The 22,104-nt window shown below is 62.3% G+C and carries 14 protein-coding genes; 2 read left to right on the top strand and 12 right to left on the bottom strand.

Going from position 1 to position 22,104, the window contains the following annotated elements:
• Nucleotides 1-539: 539 nt before the first annotated feature.
• From lolA to H0V78_08635, 11 genes are all read right to left on the bottom strand, one after another.
• Nucleotides 540-1,145: an outer membrane lipoprotein chaperone LolA gene (gene lolA / locus H0V78_08685; protein ID MBA2351849.1), complete on the bottom strand. Its 606-nt coding sequence runs from the start codon at nucleotides 1,143-1,145 to the stop codon at nucleotides 540-542.
• Between the two features lie 166 nt (nucleotides 1,146-1,311).
• On the bottom strand, nucleotides 1,312-1,782 hold the full coding sequence (locus H0V78_08680; protein ID MBA2351848.1) for a DUF3455 domain-containing protein: 471 nt from the start codon (nucleotides 1,780-1,782) through the stop codon (nucleotides 1,312-1,314).
• A gap of 227 nt (nucleotides 1,783-2,009) precedes the next feature.
• Entirely contained in the window at nucleotides 2,010-4,403 is a 2,394-nt protein-coding gene (locus H0V78_08675) for a DNA translocase FtsK 4TM domain-containing protein (GenBank protein ID MBA2351847.1), read from the bottom strand.
• A gap of 120 nt (nucleotides 4,404-4,523) precedes the next feature.
• Nucleotides 4,524-5,459 carry a 4'-phosphopantetheinyl transferase superfamily protein gene (locus tag H0V78_08670; GenBank protein MBA2351846.1) on the bottom strand — a complete coding sequence of 312 codons (936 nt, stop codon included), beginning with the start codon at nucleotides 5,457-5,459 and terminating at the stop codon, nucleotides 4,524-4,526.
• A 222-nt stretch (nucleotides 5,460-5,681) separates the two neighbouring features.
• Complete coding sequence (locus H0V78_08665; protein ID MBA2351845.1) at nucleotides 5,682-13,103, bottom strand: amino acid adenylation domain-containing protein; 7,422 nt, start codon at nucleotides 13,101-13,103, stop codon at nucleotides 5,682-5,684.
• Nucleotides 13,104-13,140: 37 nt separating this feature from the next.
• A complete protein-coding gene (locus tag H0V78_08660) occupies nucleotides 13,141-15,012 on the bottom strand; it encodes an AMP-binding protein (GenBank protein ID MBA2351844.1) in 1,872 nt (623 codons plus the stop codon).
• Nucleotides 15,013-15,597: 585 nt separating this feature from the next.
• Nucleotides 15,598-16,029 (bottom strand): hypothetical protein, encoded by a 432-nt coding sequence (locus tag H0V78_08655; protein MBA2351843.1) that lies wholly within the window; start codon nucleotides 16,027-16,029, stop codon nucleotides 15,598-15,600.
• A complete protein-coding gene (locus H0V78_08650) occupies nucleotides 16,026-16,475 on the bottom strand; it encodes an AMP-binding protein (protein ID MBA2351842.1) in 450 nt (149 codons plus the stop codon). The genes H0V78_08655 and H0V78_08650 overlap by 4 nt, the downstream gene beginning before the upstream one ends.
• A gap of 190 nt (nucleotides 16,476-16,665) precedes the next feature.
• Nucleotides 16,666-17,685: an AMP-binding protein gene (locus tag H0V78_08645; protein MBA2351841.1), complete on the bottom strand. Its 1,020-nt coding sequence runs from the start codon at nucleotides 17,683-17,685 to the stop codon at nucleotides 16,666-16,668.
• 78 nt (nucleotides 17,686-17,763) lie between these two features.
• Nucleotides 17,764-18,372, bottom strand: coding sequence for a hypothetical protein (locus tag H0V78_08640; GenBank protein MBA2351840.1), 609 nt, complete (start codon nucleotides 18,370-18,372; stop codon nucleotides 17,764-17,766).
• A 24-nt stretch (nucleotides 18,373-18,396) separates the two neighbouring features.
• Nucleotides 18,397-19,122, bottom strand: a complete 726-nt coding sequence (locus H0V78_08635) for a hypothetical protein (GenBank protein ID MBA2351839.1) — start codon at nucleotides 19,120-19,122, stop codon at nucleotides 18,397-18,399.
• A 276-nt stretch (nucleotides 19,123-19,398) separates the two neighbouring features.
• Here H0V78_08635 and trxB point away from each other — a divergent pair, with 276 nt between their 5' ends.
• A complete protein-coding gene (trxB, locus tag H0V78_08630) occupies nucleotides 19,399-20,406 on the top strand; it encodes a thioredoxin-disulfide reductase (GenBank protein MBA2351838.1) in 1,008 nt (335 codons plus the stop codon).
• A gap of 211 nt (nucleotides 20,407-20,617) precedes the next feature.
• Complete coding sequence (locus tag H0V78_08625; GenBank protein ID MBA2351837.1) at nucleotides 20,618-21,238, top strand: Smr/MutS family protein; 621 nt, start codon at nucleotides 20,618-20,620, stop codon at nucleotides 21,236-21,238.
• A gap of 29 nt (nucleotides 21,239-21,267) precedes the next feature.
• On the opposite strand, the gene H0V78_08620 is transcribed toward H0V78_08625, so the two are convergent.
• Nucleotides 21,268-22,071 carry a hypothetical protein gene (locus H0V78_08620; protein MBA2351836.1) on the bottom strand — a complete coding sequence of 268 codons (804 nt, stop codon included), beginning with the start codon at nucleotides 22,069-22,071 and terminating at the stop codon, nucleotides 21,268-21,270.
• Between the last annotated feature and the right edge of the window lie 33 nt (nucleotides 22,072-22,104).

The raw sequence follows: 22,104 nt of genomic DNA, 5'->3' as shown, positions 1-22,104 counted from the left end.
TGCCGGCGCCGACCAGATGCTGCTGACCGATGACTTCAGCCAGCGTACGCGGGCGCATCGCTTCAGCGAGCGGCGGGATCGGGGCGTTCGGGGCGAAGAGGTCGGTCACGTTCAAAATCGCAGGATTGCGCGAGTGGCTTGTTTGGCAGCAATGGTGTGAGGCAATGGGATGGAGGCCTGCATTCCCGCGCAAAGCCTGCTATACGCGCAGGCGAAAAACGGGATTGCTTCGCATACGCTTGCAATGACAGTCTTGGTTGTCATTGCGAGGAGGCGTAGCCGACGCGGCAATCCCGGTTTGGATCAGATAAGAAAGAAATTCAGTCCGGGAAAACCTAAACCGGATTGCTTCGCATGCACTCGCAATGACACTTTTTGTCATTGCGAGGAGAGCCCCGCCGACACGGCGTTCGCGCAGCGATCCGGGGCGGGAGGCGGGGCTTGGGTGCGCTCCCCGCAAACGGCCGCTTCGCGGTAACGTGTCCGCGCGCCCTCCGACGCGGGAATCTCGCATTGTCTTACACCGCGAATGACCAATACTACTCGCCAACTATATCCGCGCCGGCGGGCGGCGTGAACTCGAACGTTTGCTCCGCGAGTTCAGGATTTTTTTGCAGGTTGGAAAACTCGATCTGCGTTTTCTGGCCGAAGTGGTCGTTAAGCTCCATCACTTTCAAACCGCTGTCATCGAAACCCATGCGCACCGTCGAAAACGTGCTGTCGGGCGTTTTCGGAACCGCTTCCAGCCATTCCAGGCCGCCCTTCGATCCGGCGTCCTGCAAAGCGAAACTTTTTTCGATCTCGTTGCTGCCGGCGAGCAATGCCGCGGGACTGCCGCCGAGCGCCTGGTCGAGTAATTTGACCGTAACCTGCTCCAGATCCTTATCGTAGATCCACAGCCTCTTGCCGTCGCCGACGATCAGTTGCTCGTAAGGCTTATCGTACGACCAGCGGAATTTGCCGGGCCGCGAAAACTGCATCTCGCCACTCGCCCGCTGCGGCTTTTGCGCGGCGTTGCCGGTGACGATCTGCGTAAAATCGGCTTTTGCCGAGCGCGTGGTTTCGACGAAATTCTTCAATCTGTCGGTGCCTGCGGCGAATGAGGGGAGCGGCGCCAGCAACAGGATCAGGAGCAATCTTCGCATCGTAAATCCTCGTGGGTGTGTCCGCCCTAAGACAAGCGCAACGAAGATTGGTTGTTATCCGGCCTGGCGTGGATTTGGAACAGAACCTCCCCCACGCGCGTCGCCGTATGTCAGGCTATAGATCGCACGCGGGGGATGCTCGCTGCATTACAACGCTGCGGGGCGTCTACTTTTTATAGAAAACGTAGTCGGCCGAATAGTTGACCGTCTTCTTCGCGCCTAACGTCGATGCGCTGCACGGTTCGGCGGGGGCAACGCCGCCCTTGGTATTCAGACGCTGGATATAGGTCACGCCGCTGAACGCTCCCGAGCCCGTGGCCGGATTAGCCTGTACCAGTTGCATCGGGATGTTGCCGGCAGGCGCGGGGGAAACCGCGAGCTGCTTGCCGGTAACCTTGCTGCCGTCGCTGTGCTCCCAGGTCGGCCCGCCATAATACTTGCCGACCGTGGCACCGCTTTTGTCGGTCAATTTCGCGTCCGGGCCGGCGAAAGCCCATTCGAAGGTATCCGCGGCGGCCGCTTTGGCGCGGCATTCGTAAGTCAGCAAACCGCTGCCGATCAGCGTCATGGCAGGCTTGTTGCCGGACGGCACGGCTACTGCGGCCGGCGCATCCGGTGCGGCAGTTGAGCCATGCATGCCGGCGCACGCGGCCAGAATAAGCGGGAAGCAGCGATGATTGCGGGTCGAGTCAGCTTGTTCATATCGTTTCTCCAGTGTTGAAAGGCGTACCATCAGGCACGCTTGGCACTACACATGAAATCCGTGTTTAGATGCGGGATGACGGGACACGCGGCGGCAACGCTTCGCCTGTCCCGGTCAGGCAGGCAGGCGGCGGGAAAGCGCTATGAAAGGCAGAATCCCCGCTAGCGCTGCTCGGACGGCGGAACCAGGATTTCGCGGTTGCCGTTGCTCTGCATAGGCGAAACCATGCCAGCGCGCTCCATCTGCTCGATCAGCCGCGCGGCGCGGTTGTAGCCGATGCGCAGATGACGCTGCACCAGTGAAATCGATGCGCGCCGCGATTTCAGCACGATAGAGACGGCCTCGTCGTACAGGGCGTCGGACTCGGCGTTTCCGTTTTCGGGAGCGGCTTCGTCGAGATCGCCATCGCCGCTCTGGATGATGCCATCGACATACTGCGGCGCGCCCAGCGATTTCAGATGCTCGACGACCTTATGCACTTCCTGATCGGCGACGAACGCGCCGTGCACGCGTTGCGGATAACCGGTCCCGGGCGGCAGATACAGCATATCGCCCTGGCCGAGCAGCGCTTCGGCGCCCATCTGGTCGATGATCGTGCGCGAATCGACCTTCGCCGAAACCTGAAACGCAACGCGCGTCGGGATATTGGCTTTGATCAGGCCGGTGATCACGTCGACCGATGGCCGCTGTGTCGCGAGGATCAAATGCAGCCCGGCGGCGCGCGCTTTCTGGGCGAGGCGCGCGATCAGCTCCTCGACTTTTTTCCCGACCACCATCATCAGATCGGCGAGCTCGTCGATGACGACGACGATCAGCGGCATCTGCTGCAATAGCTCCGGCTCGGCGAATTGCGGCGCGGCTTCACCGTCCATTTCTGACGCAGCCATCAGCGGATTACGCGGATGGCGCAGCGGTTCGCCGGCTTTTTCGGCATCGCGGATTTTCTGGTTATAGCCGGCGAGGTTGCGCACGCCCAGGGTCGACATCAGCTTGTAACGCCGTTCCATCTCGCCTACGCACCAGTGCAGCGCAGCCGCCGCCTGCTTCATGTCGGTCACAACCGGCGTCAAGAGATGCGGAATGCCTTCGTAGACCGACAACTCGAGCATTTTCGGATCGACCATGATCAGCCGCACCTGCGCCGGTGTAGCCTTGTACAGCAGGCTCAGAATCATGGCGTTGAGCGCAACCGATTTGCCCGAGCCGGTGGTTCCGGCGACCAGCACATGCGGCATGCGCGCGAGATCGGCCACAACCGGATGGCCGCCGATATCCTTGCCCATCGCCAGGGTCAGCGGCGAAGGATTGTCGGCATAGACCGTCGAACTCAATATCTCGGAAAGCCGCACGATCTGCCGCTTGGGATTGGGAATTTCGAGCCCCATGCAGGTTTTTCCGGGAATGGTTTCGACGACGCGTATGCTGACCACCGACAGCGCGCGCGCCAGATCCTTGACCAGATTGACGATCTGCGCGCCCTTGACGCCGATCGCCGGCTCGATTTCGTAGCGCGTGATAACCGGCCCCGGATAGGCCGCGGCGACTTTGACTTCGACGCCGAAATCGAGCAGTTTTTTCTCGATCAGGCGCGATGTGAATTCCAGGGTTTCCGGGCTCAAGAGCTCGGCATCGTGCGTCGGGTGATCGAGCAGATAGAGCGGCGGCAATGCGGAATCGGGCAAATCCTCGAACAGCGGCGTCTGCTTCTCGCGCTGCACGCGAATCGATTGCGCCGGCTCGGGCGGCGGCGCCTGAATCACGATGGGTTCGTGCGCTTCGCTGCGCTTCTTGCCTTCAGCGAGTAAGTCTTCCCGTTTCTCCAGCGCCAGCCTGCCGAGGCGCCTATCCTTGCGCATCTGCCAATGGGCGAACACAGCCAGCCACGCATCCTCTATCGCGCCGCCGATACGTTCCGTCACGTTCAGCCACGACAGGCCCGTCAGCAGACTGAGGCCGATCGCGCCGAGCACAATCAGAATCAGCATCGCGCCGGTATAGCCGAACGAGGCCGACAAGCCGCTGCCGATGACGGCGCCGGCCATGCCGCCCGATTGCAGCGGCAGGGCAATACCGGGGTTGTAAAAACGCAGCGCCTCCAGCCCGCAGCTCGCGAAAAGCAGCACGAACAAACCGATCGCGGCAACGAAAAACGGGCGCCGATCCGCCGCTTGCGAGGGGCGGCTGTCCATCTGCGGCGCTTGTTCCACGCGTTCGATGCGCTTGTATCCCCACCACACCGAGTACAGGCAAAACACTGCCCACCAGTACGCCGACAGGCCGAATATATACAGCATGACATCAGCCAGCCAGGCGCCGACGACGCCGCCCGCGTTTTGCACGTCGCTGCTGCCGACATCGTGCGACCACGCGGGATCGGCCTTGTCGTAGGTCATCAACACCAGCAGCAGATACAGCGCCGCGGCCACCAGCGCCAGCCATTTCGCTTCGCGCACCAGCGCTGCGATTTTCGGCGGCAGCGGTTCGCGGGATTTCCTGTTGGCGCGGTTGGATGCCAGCGGCAGGATGGCTTTGCGCCGTTTTACTGAGGCTTGCATGCCGGCATTATAAAGGCTGGCTTTTTGCGACGCTCTAAAAACTTGACCGGGCGGGACGAAACACCAGCGTCCTGAATCTAAAACTCGTTACAAAAAGGAATCGTCATGCCCGCCCCCGATTTAAGCATTCGAGGGCAGGCTCCAGCGGGCATCCAGTTTTCGCGCCACGAACCGACGGCAGTCGTTATTCGAGGGCTGGATTCCCGCTCCCGGCTTAAAGCATGCTGGGACGAGCTTCGCGGGAATGACAGGTTGGATTGTGCAGCTAACTTCAGACTCATGACACCAGACAACAGGCGGCGGCCAATCGAAACAACGCAATGGCGAGGCGCGCCCTTCCACCGCGATTGCGGCAGCGTAGCCTTGGCCCGGCAGCAGCTCGCGCAGCGTCCAGCGCGATGCCGCCTGCGGATCGTCCTCATCATCCAATAGAGCCGCGGGTTCTCCGGGTGTGAGCGAAACCGTGAAGCGATCGAGTGCGGCGAACAGACCTGCTCCGATCGCCTTGATATAGGCTTCTTTGCGCACCCATCCGGCAAAGAACGCCGCGCGCTGGTGCCCTTGCGGCAAGCGCTGCAACTCGGCGACCTCAGCGGCGGAAAAAAAACGTTGCGCGATTTCAGGGCCGGCGGTGGAAGAGTCCACGTGCTCGACATCGACGCCAAGCTCGCGGCCCTCGCTGACCGCGATCAGTGCCAGTTCATGACTATGCGAAACATTGAAGCGCAGCGGCGACGCGAAGCGCGCGCCGAGTCCGGGTTTGCCGCGCTCGCCATAAGTAAATTCGACTTCGCCGGGATCGATATGCAGATAGCCGCCGAGCAGACTTCGCAGCCACCCGCGCGCGGCAATGAAACGCGCACGATGCTGTTCGAAATGAAAGCGCCCGGCGCGCGCCGCTTCCTCCTCAGCCAGTAGGCCGCGGAAGTCGGGAAGCGTGTCGAGATTGGCGCGCCAAACGTGTACTTCGTGAGCCGTCAATGCGGGCGCGACCGTTGCGGGCAACCAGACATCGCGGTCGTCTACGGTCGCTCGAGTGTGTCCGGCGCAAGGCATGGCCGGTATTGAAGCAGATTGAGGCGCACCGCGCTATCGCACCGCGGGCAACAAAGCGCGCCGATCGTTTCCCGGGTAGTTAGAACCCCGATAAATGGAGCCATTGGGCTTGCGCATGCGTAACAAGCGGGCACAAACGGCATCCAAGGGTTTGTTATTCCTCGCTAGGAAGAACCACGCCGTTCTCCGCTGCGTTTTGCACACCACTTCAGCTCCGCGCTTTTACGACGCGCTCGCCCGCGCCAGACACGCTTTGGTTTGTTCGGCGACGCAGGCAACCTGGTCGTCTTCAAACATGCGGGTATGTTCAACCGGAATATAGAAGTGCTCGACGCCTTGCGCGGCGAGTTTCGCCCACGCGTCCTCGAAACAGCGGGTGTCGCGGTCCTCATCCTGTGATCGGACGGTCGCCCAGATCAGGGAAATTTTTCCGGGATAAATGCGCGGCGCGTAGCGCGCCCGCGCGTCCACCATGATGTCGAGGACATACCTCGACAACACCTCATGCGGGATCGCCGCTCCCAGCGCCCGGTAGAATCTGAAAGCGCAGCGATAAAGCGCGTCGCGCGATCTGTCGCGAACGCGGCTAGCCACATAACGAATTTTCTTCAATACACCGAAGCGGGCGAGATTGCGCAAATGCCGTCTCAGTTCTCGCCTCTGCTGAAGCGCGTCCTGGCATCCACCTGGAGGCGCCGCATCGAACATGATTAACGCAGAGACGCGTTCGCCCTGGCCATGCAACTGCTGCGCCATTTCCAGCGCGATCGCGGCCGATGCGCAGTAACCGGCGAGATGATACGGCCCCCTCGGTTGTACTGCGCGCACTTCGCGCAACGCATACGCCGCCATCTCTTCGATGCTGTGCAGCGGCTCACGCCGCGCATCCAGACATTGCGAGCTGATGCCGTAGAAAGTTTGCTCCTGACCCAGATGGCGCGCCAAGCCGCGCAATTGCACCGCGGTTCCGACGTGCATGCTGAACAAGGGCGGTGTCGAGCCGGCCGCATTGAGCGGCAGCAATGACGGCCAGTTTTCAGGTGGACGATCTCCGGTCATGACCTCGGCCAAGCGCGCGATAGTCGGCGCCTGAAACAGGGTCGCGATCGACAGTTGCTGGCCGAAGGCTTTGTCGATTTCGGCGATCAGGCGCACAACCAGAAGCGAATGGCCGCCGAGTTCGAAGAAGTTGCTGGTGACGCCGACCGCATCGATGTGCAGGAGCTTGCGCCAGATGGCGGCAAGCTTCGCTTCGAGCGGCGTGCGCGGCGCGATGTGCACGGCGGCGGTCATGGTATCGCCGCCAGGCGCCGGTAAGTTGGCGCGGTCGAGCTTGCCGTTCGGCGTGATCGGCAGCTGCGCCATCAGGACAAATGCGGTTGGAATCATGTAGTCGGGCAATCTGGTTTTGAGATGCTCGCGCAGGGCCGGGATGTTCCCTTCATGGCCTGATTCTCCTCCCTCCGAAAAAGGTGAGTTGGTGGCGATTCGCGGCGTCCGGGCGGGGACGATATACGCCACCAGCCGCTTGTCGCCGGGCTCATCCTGGCGCGCGAGCACGACGGCTTCCCGTACTTCGGGGTGCGCGCACAACGATGCTTCGATCTCGCCCAGTTCGATCCGGAAGCCGCGGATTTTGACCTGGCTGTCGATGCGTCCGACGAACTCGATGCTGCCACCGGGCAGGAAACGGGCGAGGTCGCCGGTTTTGTAGAGGCGGCCACCCTGGTCGAAAGGATCGGCAATGAATTTTGCCGCGGTCAGTTCGGGCCGTGCCAGATACCCGCGCGCCACCCCTGGGCCGCCGATATGCAGCTCGCCGGCAACACCGATCGGCGCCGGCTGCAGGTGGGCGTCGAGGATGTACGCAGTGGTATTGGCGACTGGACGGCCGATCGGCAGCGTTACAGCACCCGCCGCAACCTCGCGCACCTGATGCCAAGTCGCAAACGTCGTCGTTTCCGTGGGGCCATACGCATTGAGCAGGCGTTCGGGGGGCGCCGCACGCAACACCGACGCCACCGCTTGCGGATCGAGCGCATCGCCGCCGACCAAGAGGTGCCTGACGTGCGCAAAGGCTGTGGGCGCTTCGCGCGCGATCATATTGAAGAGGGCAACCGTGATGAACAGGGCCGAGATCCTATACTTGGCAAGAGCGGCGGCGAAGTGCTCCGGCGACAACAGCGTGTCCTGATCGATGATGACAAGACGGCCGCCGTTGAGCAATGCGCCCCACAGTTCGAACGTCGCCGCGTCGAACGCGGTATTCGAAATGTGCGCGACCGCGTCGTCCGCGGTCAGTTGCGCATAATCGGTATTTTTGACCAGACGCACGACCGAGCGCTGCTCGACCATGACACCCTTGGGTTTGCCGGATGAGCCTGACGTGTAGATGACGTAGGCAAGGTTGGCCGAAGTGAGGCGTCGCGGCGCGCTGGACATCTCGGGATCGGGGCGCCGATCGCAGCCGGCGTTCGGATTGCCGGCAGGACATTCAGCGTAAGCCTCGGTTTGGTCCGCCATCACCAGGGTCGCCGCGTGCTGCGGCAACCGCGATCGCAGCGCGCTATGAGTAATCAGGATAGTCGCTCCGGCGTCTTCGAGCATGAATGCGAGGCGCTCGCGCGGATAACCCGGATCCAGCGGCAGATAGGCGGCGCCGGCTTTCAGAATCGCCAATATCGATACCGTCATCTCGATCGAACGCTGCGCACAGACGCCGATCAGCATGTCCGGCGCCGCGCCCAGGCGCAGCAGATAATGCGCCAGCCGGTTGGCGCGCTGGTTCAGTTCGGCGTAGGTCATCGATTCATCCGCCCCTTTGCCCGAAACAGCGGCTGGAAGCACGACCGCCACACGGTTGGGGGTGCGCGCAACCTGTTGTTCAAACAACGCTGCCAGCGTCGCTTCCGCCGGATAGCCGGTCGCGGTCTGATTCCAGTCATAAACCAGCGTTTGCCGCTCGCTTGCCGTCAAGAGCGGCAGGGTCGAAAGCTTGCGCCCGGGATCGGCGGCGATGGCCGCGAGAAGCGCGGAATAATGACCGGCCATACGCGCGATGGTCGCGGCATCGAAAAGATCGGTGCTGTATTCGAAATTGAGCTGTAAGCCTTGCGCGGTTTCCGTGGCGGCAAGGCTGAGATCGAATTTGGCCGTTTGCTGCCGCGACTCGATCCGTTCGACCGTCGCCCCTTTCAGGCGCAAGGGCTCGACAGTGTTGTTTTGCAGGACAAACAGAACCTGGATAAGCGGCGAGTAAGACGGATTGCGCTCGGGTTTCAGCTCTTCGAACAAGCGCTCGAACGGAACGTCCTGATGGGCATAGGCATCGAGGGCGGTCTCGCGCACCCGGCCGAGCAGTTCCTCGAAGGCCGGATCGTTCGCGCAATCTATCCTCATCACCAGCGTGTTGACGAAAAACCCGATCAGGTTCTCGGTCTCGATGCGGGTGCGGCCGGCAATCACCGAGCCAAACACGATATCGTCGCGGCGCGTATAGCGCGCCAGCAACACCGAAAACGCCGCCGATAGCGTCATGAACAGCGTCGCCCGATTGCGCTGGCCCACGGCCTTGACGCGATCGAGTACATCCTTTTCGACCTGATGCAGCAAAGCCGAGCCTTTGAAGCTTTGGCTCGGCGGACGCGGCCGGTCGGTCGGCAGATCGAGGAGCGGCGGCGCGTTGCCTAGTTGCGCTTTCCAGTAAGTGAGATCGGTTGCCAGCAATCGCCCCTGCAGATGGCCGCGCTGCCATCTCGCGTAATCGGCGTACTGAATCGGCAGCGGCGCAAGCCGGGACGGCATGCCTTCGCTGTGCGATTCGTACAGCGCACTGAGTTCGCGGTTGAAAACCGCCATTGACCAGCCATCCGAAACGATGTGATGCAGGTTGATCACGAGCAGATGCTCGTCGCTCGCGATCGTTACCAAGTTCATCCGCAGCGGACTTTTGCTGAGATCGAAGGGGCGGATCGCATCGGCTTGCGCCAGACGCAGCGCTTCGGCCCGGCGTGCCGATTCAGGTAAATATCTAAGGTCGAGACGCTCGAGCCTGAATTCCGCAGCCGGCTTGATGACCTGGACCGGCTCATCGTCGATCACGGTAAACACGGTACGCAAAGCCTCGTGGCGAGCGATCAGGCTATCGAAGGCGGCGGCCAGCGCATCGACCCGGACTGCACCCTTGAGCATGAGCGCGCGCGGCAGATTGTAGAACGCGCTGTCCGGCTCGTACTGATGCAGGAACCAGAGTCGCGCTTGCCCGAAGGAAAGCGGCGCCGCTTTGCTGGTTGCCGCGCTGGTTGGCGTTGTGGCGATAGCCGGGCACGTGGCTTTGGCGACAGCCGCGCTGGCCGCGATGATCCCGCTCAAGGCCGCGACCGTCGGCGCGTCGAACAAAGCCTGCAACGGCAATTCGATCTGGAACGCCACTCGCAAATGAACGATAAGCTGGGTAGCGAGCAAGGAGTGGCCGCCGAGATCGAAAAAATTATCCTCGCGGCTTATGCGCGAAATCTTCAGCACCTCGCGGTATATGTCCGCTACCGCGGTTTCCATCGCTGTTTGCGGCGCCGCATAGGCAGCGCGCGCGACATCCATTTCGTTCGGCGCCGGCAAAGCCGCGCGATCGAGTTTGCCGTTGCTGGTGACCGGCATCGCGTCGAGCATGACGAAAGCCGCCGGCATCATGTGATCCGGAAGCTTGCCTTGCAGGTAGCTGCGCAGCCCGATTTGGGTCAGCGCGGTGTCCGGCCGGGCAACGAGGTAGGCGACGAGCCGCTTGTCTCCGGGTGCGTCGTCGCGCGCAATGACCGCCGCTTCACGCACATCGGCATGCTGTGCAAGCAGCGATTCGATCTCACCGAGTTCGATCCTGAAACCCCTGATCTTGACCTGATGGTCAATGCGGCCGAGATATTCGATGTTGCCGTCGGACAGATAGCGCGCCAGATCGCCGGTTTTGTACAGCCTCGCATCCGGATCTGCGCTGAACGGATTGCGGATGTATCTTTCGGCGGTCAATTCCGGCCGATTCAGGTAGCCGCGTGCGAGGCCTGCGCCGCCGACGTACAGCTCGCCTTCGCAACCGATCGCAACCGGCTGGCGATGCTGATCCAGGATGTACAGCGAAAGGTCCGGGATCACGCAGCCGATCAGACTTCGGTTCGCGCCACGCGCATCTGCCTCGCTCAGGGCTTGGTAGGTCACGTGCACGGTCGTCTCGGTGATGCCGTACATATTCACCAGGCGTGGGCTGTCGTCGCGATGCCGCAGGTACCACGGCCCGAGCAACGCCGGGTTGAGCGCTTCGCCGCCGAAAATCACGCACCGCAGTCGCAAAGGTTGCTCGCCGCGATAGGCGTGGTCGGCCTGTATCAACTGGTAGAACGCCGATGGCGTTTGATTCAGCACCGTGACTTGCTGTTCGACCAGCAGTTGATAAAACCGGTCCGGCGAGCGGCTGACCGCGTACGGCACGACGACGAGCCGCCCGCCATACAGCAATGCTCCCCAGATCTCCCAAACCGAAAAATCGAACGCGTAGGAATGGAACAGCGTCCAGACGTCGCTTGCGCCGAAGCGATACCAGGAGTCGGTCGCGGTAAACAGGCGATGAACATTGGCGTGGCTGATCATCACGCCCTTCGGTTTCCCGGTCGAGCCCGACGTGTAGATGACGTAAGCGAGATTTTCGGAAGTGGCAGACGCGGCGGGATTGTTCGTCGGATAGTCGTGGGATTCCGGCGCGTCAAGCAGCACCAGCCTGGCCGGGCAGCGCGCGAACATCGGCGCAAACGCGGTTTGCGTGATGACCAGCGGCGCTTTCGCGTCGTCGAGCATGAAGGCCAGGCGCTCTTCGGGGTAACTCGGATCGAGCGGGAGGTAAGCACTGCCGGCTTTCAGGATCGCAAGGATTGCGACGATCAGCTCCGCTGAACGCTCGATGCACAGACCGATCAGGACTTCGGGCCCGCCGCCGAGCGCAATCAGGTGATGGGCGAGCCGGTTGGCGCGGTCGTTCAGCTCGGCGTAGCTGAGCGCTTGCCCTTCACACACCAGCGCGATGTTATGCGGCGTCCGCGCTGCCTGTTCTTCGAACAGCGCGGTAATGGTTTTATCAGCCGGGTAGCCGGCTTTCCCCTGATTCCATACCCTGGTCAGGGTGTACTGCTCGGCTGGGGTCAATAGGGCAAGCTGCGAGAGCTTGCAATCACTATCGGCGGCAACGTCGCGCAAGAGTGTCTCTAAATGCCCGGCCAGGCGGACGATGGTCGCCGCATCGAACAGATCGGCGTTGTATTCAAAGCTGAGCCGCAAGCCCTGGCCGGTATCGGCCGCGCCAAGATTCAGGTCGAACTTGGCGCTTTCGACTCCGATTTCGATGCATTCGACAGCCAGGCTGTCCAGGGCTAACGGGCACGCCGAGTTCTGCAGTACGAACGCCACTTGGAACAGCGGCGCATGGCTCAGGCCCCGTTCCGGCTTCAATTCCTCGACGAGCTTCTCGAACGGCAAATCCTGATGCGCGTAAGCTTCGAGCGCGGTTTCGCGCACGCGCGAAAGCAAACCGGCAAACGACGGATCGCCCGACAAATCGACGCGCAGCGCCAGCGTGTTGACGAAACAGCCGATCAGGTTTTCGGTCTCGGCGCGGCTACGCCCTGCGATCGGCGAACCGATGACGATGTCATCACTGCGGCTGTAACGCGCGAGCACGACGGCAAAGGCCGCGAGCAGGCTCATGAACAGCGTCGTCCCGCTTTGCTGGTTCAGCGCTTTCAAATCTTCGAGCAGCGATTGATCGAGCGTGCAAATGTGCTGCGCGCGGCGCAAGCTCTGGGTTTGCGGCCGCGGCCGATCGGTCGGCAACGCGAGCAGCGGCGGCGCATTTTTCAACTTCTGCTTCCAGTAGTCGAGCTGCGCGGCCAACACGTCGCCGCGCAGCCACTCGCGTTGCCAACGCGCGTAGTCGGTGTATTGAATCGGAAGCTCCGGCAACAGAGACGGACACGCATCGCGATAGGCGCGATACAGCGCCGCCAGTTCGCGGCCCAGAACTTCGAGCGACCAGCCATCGGCGACGATGTGGTGAAGATTGATCAAGAGCGCGTGATCGTCTTCCAGCAGCGCGACGAGCATCGCGCGCAGCAGCGGCGGCCGCTCGAGATCGAACGGGCGGTTTGCTTCCCGATCGATCACGCGCTGCGCCTCGGTTTCGCGCTGCGCTTGCGCGAAATGCAAGAGATCGATCGTGTCGAGCTTGAAGGCCGCATTGACGTGGACCGCTTGCCGGGCTTCATCTCCGACCATGGCAAAGCCGGTGCGCAAAATCGCATGGCGGCGAACGATCTCGGCGAAAGCGCCTGATAGCGCGGAAACATCGAGCCTGCCTGTGAGCCTGAATGCGCGCGCGACATTGTAAACAGCGCTATCCGGCTGATAGCGGTGCAGAAACCACAAGCGTGTCTGCGCAAACGACACGCTCGCGTCGCTTTCGTGGCTGAGCTTGTGCCCCGGCGCCAACGGCTGCGCCGCCGAGTCGATCGACGGCATCGCCACCCGGTTCAGAATCGCCTTGAGCCGCGAGCGTTTTTCAGGCGGGAGCGCCGCCAGTCTGGCGGCAACGGTTACATGTGCGGACATTCGATTACCCCTTTACCGACCGATCGATCTGCCTGCATCAAAGCGTCTCTGTGAGAAGCTGCCGCATCTCTTCCAGCGAAAGCGTGTCCAGCCCGAGCAGGATTTCCAGCGATTCAGGGTCGGTATTCGCCAGCATCCCGGCAACCGCGACGGCCAGCTCGGCGACAGTCGGTTGCTTGAAGATCAGCGCGCTGGTGAGATCGATGTCGAAAATGGCCTGAATGCGAACCGCGACCTGCGCTGCGCGCAGTGAATCGCCGCCGAGAGCGAAAAAATTGTCGTCGACACCGAATTCCACGGTCTTTAGAACTTCGGCGTACAGCTCGGCGATGATGCGTTCGATCTCGTTGCGGGGTGCTATGCGCGCTTTTGTCAGGACATCGGCGAGCTTGTCGACGAGGCCGATACGCTGCACTTTGCCGGTTGCGCCCTTCGGTATCTGGTCGACGATCAAGACCTGGCTCGGCACCTTAAAATCAGCGAGGCAGCCGAACAGGAATTCGCGGATTTCTCGTTCCGTTGCCTGCGTGTTTTGTTTCAGCACGACCGCGGCGGCGAGGTCCTCGCCGAGCAGCGCATGCGGAACGGCAAATGCGACGGCTTGCGCGATCGCGGGGTGATTCAATAGCGCTTCGTCGATTTCGCGCGGCGAAATTTTCTCGCCGCCGCGGTTGATGATTTCCTTGAGGCGGCCGGTGATGAAAAGATAACCGTCGCCGTCGAGGTATCCCTGATCGCCGGTGCGGAACCAGCCGGCGCTGAACGCGGCGACGTTAGGATCGACCGGGGCGGCGCAATTGCTCGCGTAACCTGGCATCACGTTGCCGCCGCGGATCGCGATCTCCCCGGTCTGGCCGGGGCTCAGCATTGCGCCCGAAGCATCCGTGATCGCGATCTCGGGCCCGGCTGCGCGGCCGACTGAACCGGGCTTGCGCGCCCCCGGCGGCAGCGGATTGCTTGCCATCTGGTGCGCGGCCTCGGTCATGCCATAAGCTTCGATGACCGGGGCGGCAAACACCGCTTCGAGCTCGGCCATGACGCGCGGCGGTAAAGCCGCCGACGACGAACGGATCAGCCGCAATGAGCGCCGAGCCAGAAAATCGCTGTACTCGCTGGCGTGCTCGAGGATCGCCTGATGCATGGTCGGAACTGCCGTATACCAAGTCGGGCTAGTCGCGTCGGCCCATGCGAAAAAGCGCGAAGCGTCGAAACCCGGCGCGCAAACGACCGCACTGCCTGCGTATATCGACGACAGCAAGGCGCCGATCAGACCGTGAATATGAAACAGCGGCATCACGCTCAGGCAGCGATCGCTCTCGGTCAGCGCCAGAGTGTGGGCGACATTGCGCGCCGACGCGCACAGGTTGGCGTGCAGCAGCGGAACCAGTTTGGGCCGGGAGGTCGTGCCCGACGTGTGTAGCAGCAGCGCGACTTCTTCAGCTGCCGCGAAACCCGCATTCGCCGTCCGCGGCAAGGCGCTGCCGCTTAGCCTGAAGACGCCGGCGGGCGCGCCCTCAACCACGTTCAGTTCAAGCACGGGAATGCGGTGCTTGCGGGCAACGGCAACCGCTGGCGATGCGCTTGCAACTGGAACTATCAGCGCGCGCGCATCGAGATCGTTCAGATAAAACTCGAATTCCTCGGCGCGGTAACCGGGGTTCAACGGCGCGCACGCCGCGGCGGCGCTGATGCCGAGAAAAGCGCTCGCCATTTCCGGCCCGTTTGGCAACACCAGCGCGACGCGGTCGACGCGGCCCAGGCCGAAATCGTTCAGCGTCTTGCGAACGTGATCGACCTGCTCAAAGAGCCCGCGATAGCTGAGCGGTTTTCTGCCCGGCGCCGCGAGCGCAACGGCCGTTGACGCTTTGCGTACCGCAAGCAGTTGCTCGATGCTGGCAGGTTCCTTCATAAGACCGCGCGCGAGCAGGGACAGGTCAGTCATGTGCGTTTTTTCGAATTAACCAACAACGGCAAACAATGCCGAACACCGGCACGCGGTTGCAGCGCGCGCCAAACATTTGCAACGGCATGGCAAATCAGCCATGCATTGGACGCCATCCACCCGTTTGTCGAAACATTGCGTGAACTCAAATACATAGCTGGCTCGGCGTCGACTGTTATGGGTCTCCAAGACCCGCTCTGGATAATGCTTGGTCGGTCGATTTCCGGTTTTCTGTCGCCCTGCCGCTGTTGCAGCCGTTCAATGTGCAAAACGGGGGCCAAGCTGTCGGAGAGTGCGGACGCAACGGTAATCGCCGGCCTTGCGCCGGCTTGTTGAATCCCTTTGTTTATTTTCCTGACCGGCTCAGCGCGAATGCGGGCGAATACCCGCTTAGAGCTGGTTCTGAAATTCGCTGATCATTGCGACCCGCGTTTCGGCGATGCAACTGGGCTTGCCGAGAGGCCGCTTATGAGCAAGGGCGAATCAGCTGCGGCGTGCGACGGCTTCTTCTGTAAGTGAGCAGCCTTCGATCAGGGCCTGTTCATGCGCGCGTCAACTCTGCGCGGCGGGCGGCGCGATGAACGTTGCGTCGGCCTCCAATTCGCTTAACAGCGCCTCCGCTTCCTCCTCGGAAAGCCGGTCGAGCGCGGCCAGCATGTGGCTTTCGTCGGCCTCGCCCAGCTTTGAGACGGCCTCGGCCATGCCAGCAATCGTCGGCGTTTCAAAGATGGCGGCGAGCGGAAGCTCGATTCCAAACGCGCCGCGAATTCGTGCGACGATGCCCATCGCCAGCAGCGAGTGGCCGCCGAGGTCGAAGAAATTGTCTTCGACGCCGATGCGCTCGCGTTTCAGGAGTTCAATCCAGATCGCGGCGATTCGCGTTTCAGTCGCCGTCCTCGGCGCGATGCAGCCTTCGTCGAGTTCCGGGCGGCCGCGATCGGGCGCGGGCAATGCTGCGCGATCGATTTTGCCGTTGGCGATCAACGGCATCGCGTAAGAAACACGAAAGCCGAGGGTATCAGCGCCGCCGGCAAACGGGCGCTCAGATAGGCGCGGAGTTCTGAAACGGTCGGATGGGTTGCGGCGGTGGCAACGACATAGGCGGCGAGGAACAATTCATCGCGTTCGTCGCTGCGCGCAAGCACGGTGCACGCGGCGACAGCGGCATGCTGCGACAGGGCCGCCGCGACTTCGCCAGGCTCGACGCGAACGCCGTTTATTTTTACCTGATCGTCGCCGCGTCCGAAAATATCGATCGCGCCATCGGGGCGGTAGCGGCCGCGATCGCCGGTGAAATACAGTAAGTCTTCGGCATCGTCGCGTAACGGATTTTTGACAAAGCGCCGGCGTTGTTCGTCGTCTGCATCGATATAGCCAAGCGTACGAATGGCGTGCGCAGCACGATTTCGCCAAGTTCGCCGATGCCGCACAGCGCGCCGCGCGGACTCAACACCAGCGCCTGGGTATGCGTGATCGGCCGGCCCACGGGCTGGATGGCCGCCAGCCGGTCCCCGGAAGCGGCGGGAACCCGGTAATAGCATTTCGCCATCGTGGTTTCGGTCGGCCCGTAAAGATTCACGATTTCGGCGCTGTCACCGAACGCCTCGCGCCAGCGCGCGATCAAGGTCCCGTCAATGGCTCTCCGGAAAAAAACAAGCAACGCAATTCCGGCAGCGGAAGCGTCGCCACCGGGTCGGCCAGCCACGATTGCGCGAGCGTGGGAACCGTGTGCAGCGCGCTGATTTTTTCGCGCCCCAGCCACGGCAGTATCGTTGCCGGCGTGAGATCGTCAGCCGGCGGCAGATGCAGCCGGGCGCCGCTCGTCAGAGGCCGAAACACATCGCGCAGCAGCACGTCGAACGACAAACCGGTCAAGTGCGCGAAGCGATCGCCAGGGCCGATGGCGAAGGTCGCGCGTTGCCAATCGAGGAAATGAGCGAGACCTTTGTGATTGCCGAGTATGCCCTTGGGCGTGCCCGTCGTGCCGGACGTGAAAAAGATGTAAGCCGGATCATCGGGCGCCGGACGGCAGGGCAATAGATCCTGCGCTTCTGCATTGGCGGCTGCTTCGGGCTTTGCGGCAAACTTCGCGGCGATTGTGTCGCCGGCGGCCGCAATCGTCATCAGCTTCAGGGTTGCGATTTCGCGCAGCCAGCGATCTTCGTCGCGCAAGTCGCCGACATAAACCAGGTGGCCGGCGCGCGCCTCGCGCAGCAGCAGCCGCTGGCGCTGCAGCGGGAGCTTGCGCTCGACCGTCAGCAGCACGCCGCCTGCCGTCAATACGCCGACCATTGCCGCGATGAAGCCGAAACTGCGCGGCCCGGATATGGCGACGACATCGCCCGAGCGCACGCCTTGCGCGCGCAAGGCGTGCGCCACCGCCAGTGCGTTGCGCCACACTTCGTCGTAACTCCAGCAGCGCTGGCCCTGGCTGATGGCGATGGCGCGCGGATCTTTTTCGCGCCACGCCGCAATCGTCTCGGCGACCAGCGGAAAGCGCGGCTCGGCGATCGGCTGGCTGGCATCGGGCAACATCATTCGCGCCTGCGGCGTGACCAGCGTATACGCCTCTATCGGCAGATCGGGCGCGGCGCAAATCTGTTCGAGCAGGTGCTGATACTGCGCCAGCATCGCGGTCACGCGATCGGCGGAAAAACAGGGCGCTCTGATAGGCGAGTTCGACGATCAGCCGGCCCTTGGATGAACGGATATACAGCGTCAGCCAAACTTCGACTGGGCATCACCAGCGAACAATTGCGTCGCTTCAATGCCATCGATCTGCAGCAGATCGAGCTGCGCCGCGGGCGCGTAGTTGATCAGGACGTCGAATAGCGGATTGCGTCCGATTTGCCGTTCAGGCTGCAGTTCCTCGACCAGCTTTTCGAACGGCACGTCCTGGTTTTCATAGGCATCGAGCGCAGTCTTGCTGGTGCGGTGGAGGAGCTCGCGAAAACTCGCCACGCCCGCCAGATTTGCGCGCAGCACCAGCGTGCCGATAAAGAATCCGATCAGTGGCTCGGTTTCCACGCGGTTGCGGCCGGCGATCGGTGTGCCCAGCAGCACATCGACCTGACCGCTGTAGCGCGACAGCAGCAATTGAAAGCTTGCCAGCATCGTCATGAACTGGGTCACGCGCTCGCGCCGGCTCAGCGCTTTCAGCGCCGCCGTGAGCTCCTCCGACAACGGCAGCGCCACCCGGCCGCCGGCATAATCGTTTTCCGCGACGACCTCGGAACGCGCCGCCGCGGTGAGATACGAAATCCGTTCCGGCGCGCGCGCGATTGCGGCATCCAACGGCAGATCGAGCCGCGGCAGATCGCCTGCCAACTGGCCCTTCCAGTAGCGAGCTGTTTATCCAATCCTCCGCCATCCAGCGCGTTGCGCTGCCATGCCGCGAAATCGGCGTTGGATCGGCAGTTCCGAAAGCGGCGACGCCAGGCCCGCACAGTACGCGCGGTAGATCGCCGCGAGTTCGCGGTAGACCACACCCAGCGACCAGCCATCACCGATGATGTGATGCATGGTCAGATACAACACGTGCTCGGCATCGCCGACGCGGGCAAGCTTGAGGCGCAGCAGCGGCGCCCGCGATAGATCGAACAGTTGACCTGCCTCGGCCTTCCCTATTCGCCTGATTTCAAGCTCGCGCCCGGCCGCCGGCAACGCGCGCAAGTCGACCACGGGCAGCGGCAGTTCGACGGCGGGGAGAATGGTTTGCACGGCCTGCTCGCCGTTTTCGACAACGGCGGTACGCAGGCTCTTGTGCCGGTTCGCGATTTCCTGGAAGCTGCGCTTCAGCGCGCCGGGATCGAGTTCGCCGCGCAAGCGCAAGGCCTTGGAAATATTGTAAAACGCGCCGGGCGGGCTCGAGTTGCTGCAGACACCACAAGCGTTGCTGCGCGAGCGCAGCGGAACGCTCTTCGTCAAACCATCGCGCGTCAGGCGCTGGATAGGCTGGTTTCCGGGGCCGGTCTGAGAACGCTGCGGCTGGGAGCTGGCCTGGGAATGCGGCACACCGCCCTGAAGACGCCTCTCGAGCAGCGCTCTGATCGCCGCCTGATTTTGGTCGTTTTCCAATTGCGTTCAACTTTCCTGTAGGCGACACCCCTGCGCTTCGCCGCAAAAACCGTGCGGAATATGTGCTGGTAATGTTGCGGTAATAGCGCGCGCCAATTGCGAGTCGGGCACAAGCCGGCCGTCGTTGCGCCGAAATCGCCTTACTCCCGCCGCGCGGACGACTCGCGCAAGCGCCGGGTCATTCTGGAGGAGCGCATTCGACAGCCGGGCGGGGGACTGTTAAATTCCCGTTCCGCCCCAATAAACCTCGCATCTTGACCGAAAAACACCTCTACCATGCAAAAACCCGATAAACATGCTCGCCTTTTGATACTCGGTTCGGGTCCGGCAGGCTACACGGCGGCGGTTTATGCCGCACGCGCCAATCTCAAACCGGTGCTCATCACCGGCCTCGCCCAGGGCGGACAACTGACGACGACGACCGATGTCGATAACTGGCCGGCCGACGTAATGGGCGTGCAAGGCCCCGAATTGATGGAGCGCTTCCTGAAACACGCGGAGCGTTTCGAAACCGAGGTCGTGTTCGATCACATTCATACCGCCCGGCTCAAGCAAAAACCCTTTACGCTGATCGGTGATTCGGGAACGTATACCTGCGATGCGCTGATTATCGCTACCGGCGCGTCGGCGATGTATCTGGGCTTGCCGTCGGAGCAGGCATTCATGGGCAAAGGCGTGTCGGGCTGCGCGACCTGCGACGGATTTTTCTACAGGGGACAAGACGTGGCGGTCGTCGGCGGCGGAAATACCGCTGTCGAGGAGGCGCTTTATCTGTCCAATATCGCGCAGCATGTGACTGTCATCCATCGCCGCGACCGCTTTCGCGCCGAGGCGATTCTGGTCGATCGTCTGCTGAAGAAAACCGCCGGCGGCGGCAACGTGAGCGTGCTCTGGAACCATGTGCTCGACGAAGTTCTCGGCGACGACAGCGGTGTCACCGGCATACGCATCAAGGAAGTCAAGTCCGGGCAGGCTCAGGAGAAGCCATTGCAAGGTGTGTTCATCGCGATCGGGCACCGGCCAAATACCGAAATCTTCGCCGGTCAAGTCGATATGAGAAACGGTTATATCGTCACGAGGTGCGGCGACAGCGGCGACGCGACAGCGACCGGCGTGCCCGGCGTATTCGCTGCGGGCGATGTGCAGGATCACGTTTATCGGCAAGCGGTGACGAGCGCCGGCAGCGGCTGCATGGCCGCGCTCGATGCCGAAAAATACCTGGATGAAACGCTGGGAACGCAGGCGCACCAGGGAACGCCTGCGATGTCGCAGACGACGGCTTGAGTTGTTCCAATCTTGCTCGCGAAATCTCTGGTTCCTCTCCCGATCGGGGTTTGTCTCGCAGATGCGCGGGTCAGGCGCGCAAGTACCCGAAAATCCGCAGGTCAGGGAGCTTACGCACCCCAACCTGCGCTTATCTCTGGTTTCGTCTCCCGATGGAGGAACAGGCAGTGGATGAAAAATTCAAAATCGCGGTTCAGTCTGAATCCGTCCCATGCGCAAGCGTCCTCCATTAATTCCCGCAACGCGCGAAGCGCCCTCCCCCGCCGAGGACAGCGATCTGTTCCGTGAGTCGGTCGGCGACGTTCGGCCGCTGGGCAGTACGGCCCGGGTGTTGCACGCGCGCCGCCCGCCCAAGCCGATTCCACAGCAGCGCCTGCGCGATGAGCGCGAAGCGCTGGCCGATAGCCTCAGCGATCATATTCCGCTGGACGCGCTGCTCGAAACCGGGGAAGCGCTCGCCTATGTGCGAGACGGCATCTCGCGGCAGGTACTGCGCGCGCTACGGCGCGGTCATTGGGTGATCCAGGATGAACTCGATCTGCACGGTCTGACGGTTGCCGCCGCGCGTCCCTTGCTCGGCGAATTTCTGAACGCGTGCACACGCCGCGATGCGCGTTGCGTGCGCATCATCCACGGCAAGGGCTTGCGCTCGAAAAACCGGGAGCCGGTACTCAAGCAGAAAGTTGCAAACTGGCTGATGCAGCGAAACGAGATACTCGCCTTCTGTCAGGCGCGCGGAGTCGACGGTGGAAGCGGTGCGGTGGTGGTGTTGCTGAAAGCAGCCGGCAAGCCAGCCGTGGATCGTCGTTCAAGAAGCGATGCCGCGAAGTAAAGCGGCATCGCCCAGTCGAAACCTTCAGATCAGCTCATCGCGCGCAGCGTTCCCTGTCCGGTGTGGCTACGCCGGCGCAACGACCTCACGCCGACCGCGCCGCCGGCAATTCCGAGCACCATCGACAGCAGTATCCCGAAGAACAGCCACCAGGAAGCTTTTGCCAGGGTGGATACGGCTTGATCGGCGGTCTCGCGCGCCTGTTGCGGCGTCGCTTTCCCGAGCAAAGTCGTGGCTTGGGTGGCGACCTGATTCGCGCGTTCCTGCGAAAATCCCATCTGCTTGACCATCACGTCGATTGCGCCCTGACGGTTCCCGGCGCGCAGCAACCTTTGCACCTCGGCCAACGAGTCGGTGGTGATCTCCCCGGCGCCGGGATTATCGGTCCCCTTGATCAGCGAACCCAAAGCGGCCGCCAAAGAGTCGGGCAAGTTCACATCGGCCGGCGTACCGGGTTCGGCAACGGTCTGACCTATCGTCTGCACGCTTTGACCGATAAAGCCAAACGCGCTGCCGATCGCGCCGGTGACGGCTGTCGTAGTCAAATAGGCCAATAGCAAGGTCGTGGCGCCCCACGACACGAACCCGTGCAGCAAACCATCGCTGAGGCGCGATAAACCGCACATGCGCGCGGCGATAAACCCGCCAACGAAAGCAGCAACCAGCATGCTGAGACCATTCCAGATGCCGGCGGCGACGGGAATGTTGCCGACTGCGTCCTGCGCCATCGGATCGACCGCCGTGAGCCCTGCCGCAACGCCGAGCAAAGTCAGCAGCATATGCGTGGCGAGGCCGACTACGAGACCGGCGAGTATCGCGCTCCAGCGTATCATCGGCAGCAGTGGGCGGCGGGTCAAATTATTCTG

The organism is Burkholderiales bacterium, from assembly GCA_013695435.1.
GTDB lineage: Bacteria > Pseudomonadota > Gammaproteobacteria > Burkholderiales > JACMKV01 > JACMKV01.
Note: the sequence above shows the minus strand (reverse complement) of the source record. Positions and strands in the feature narration are given on the sequence as shown.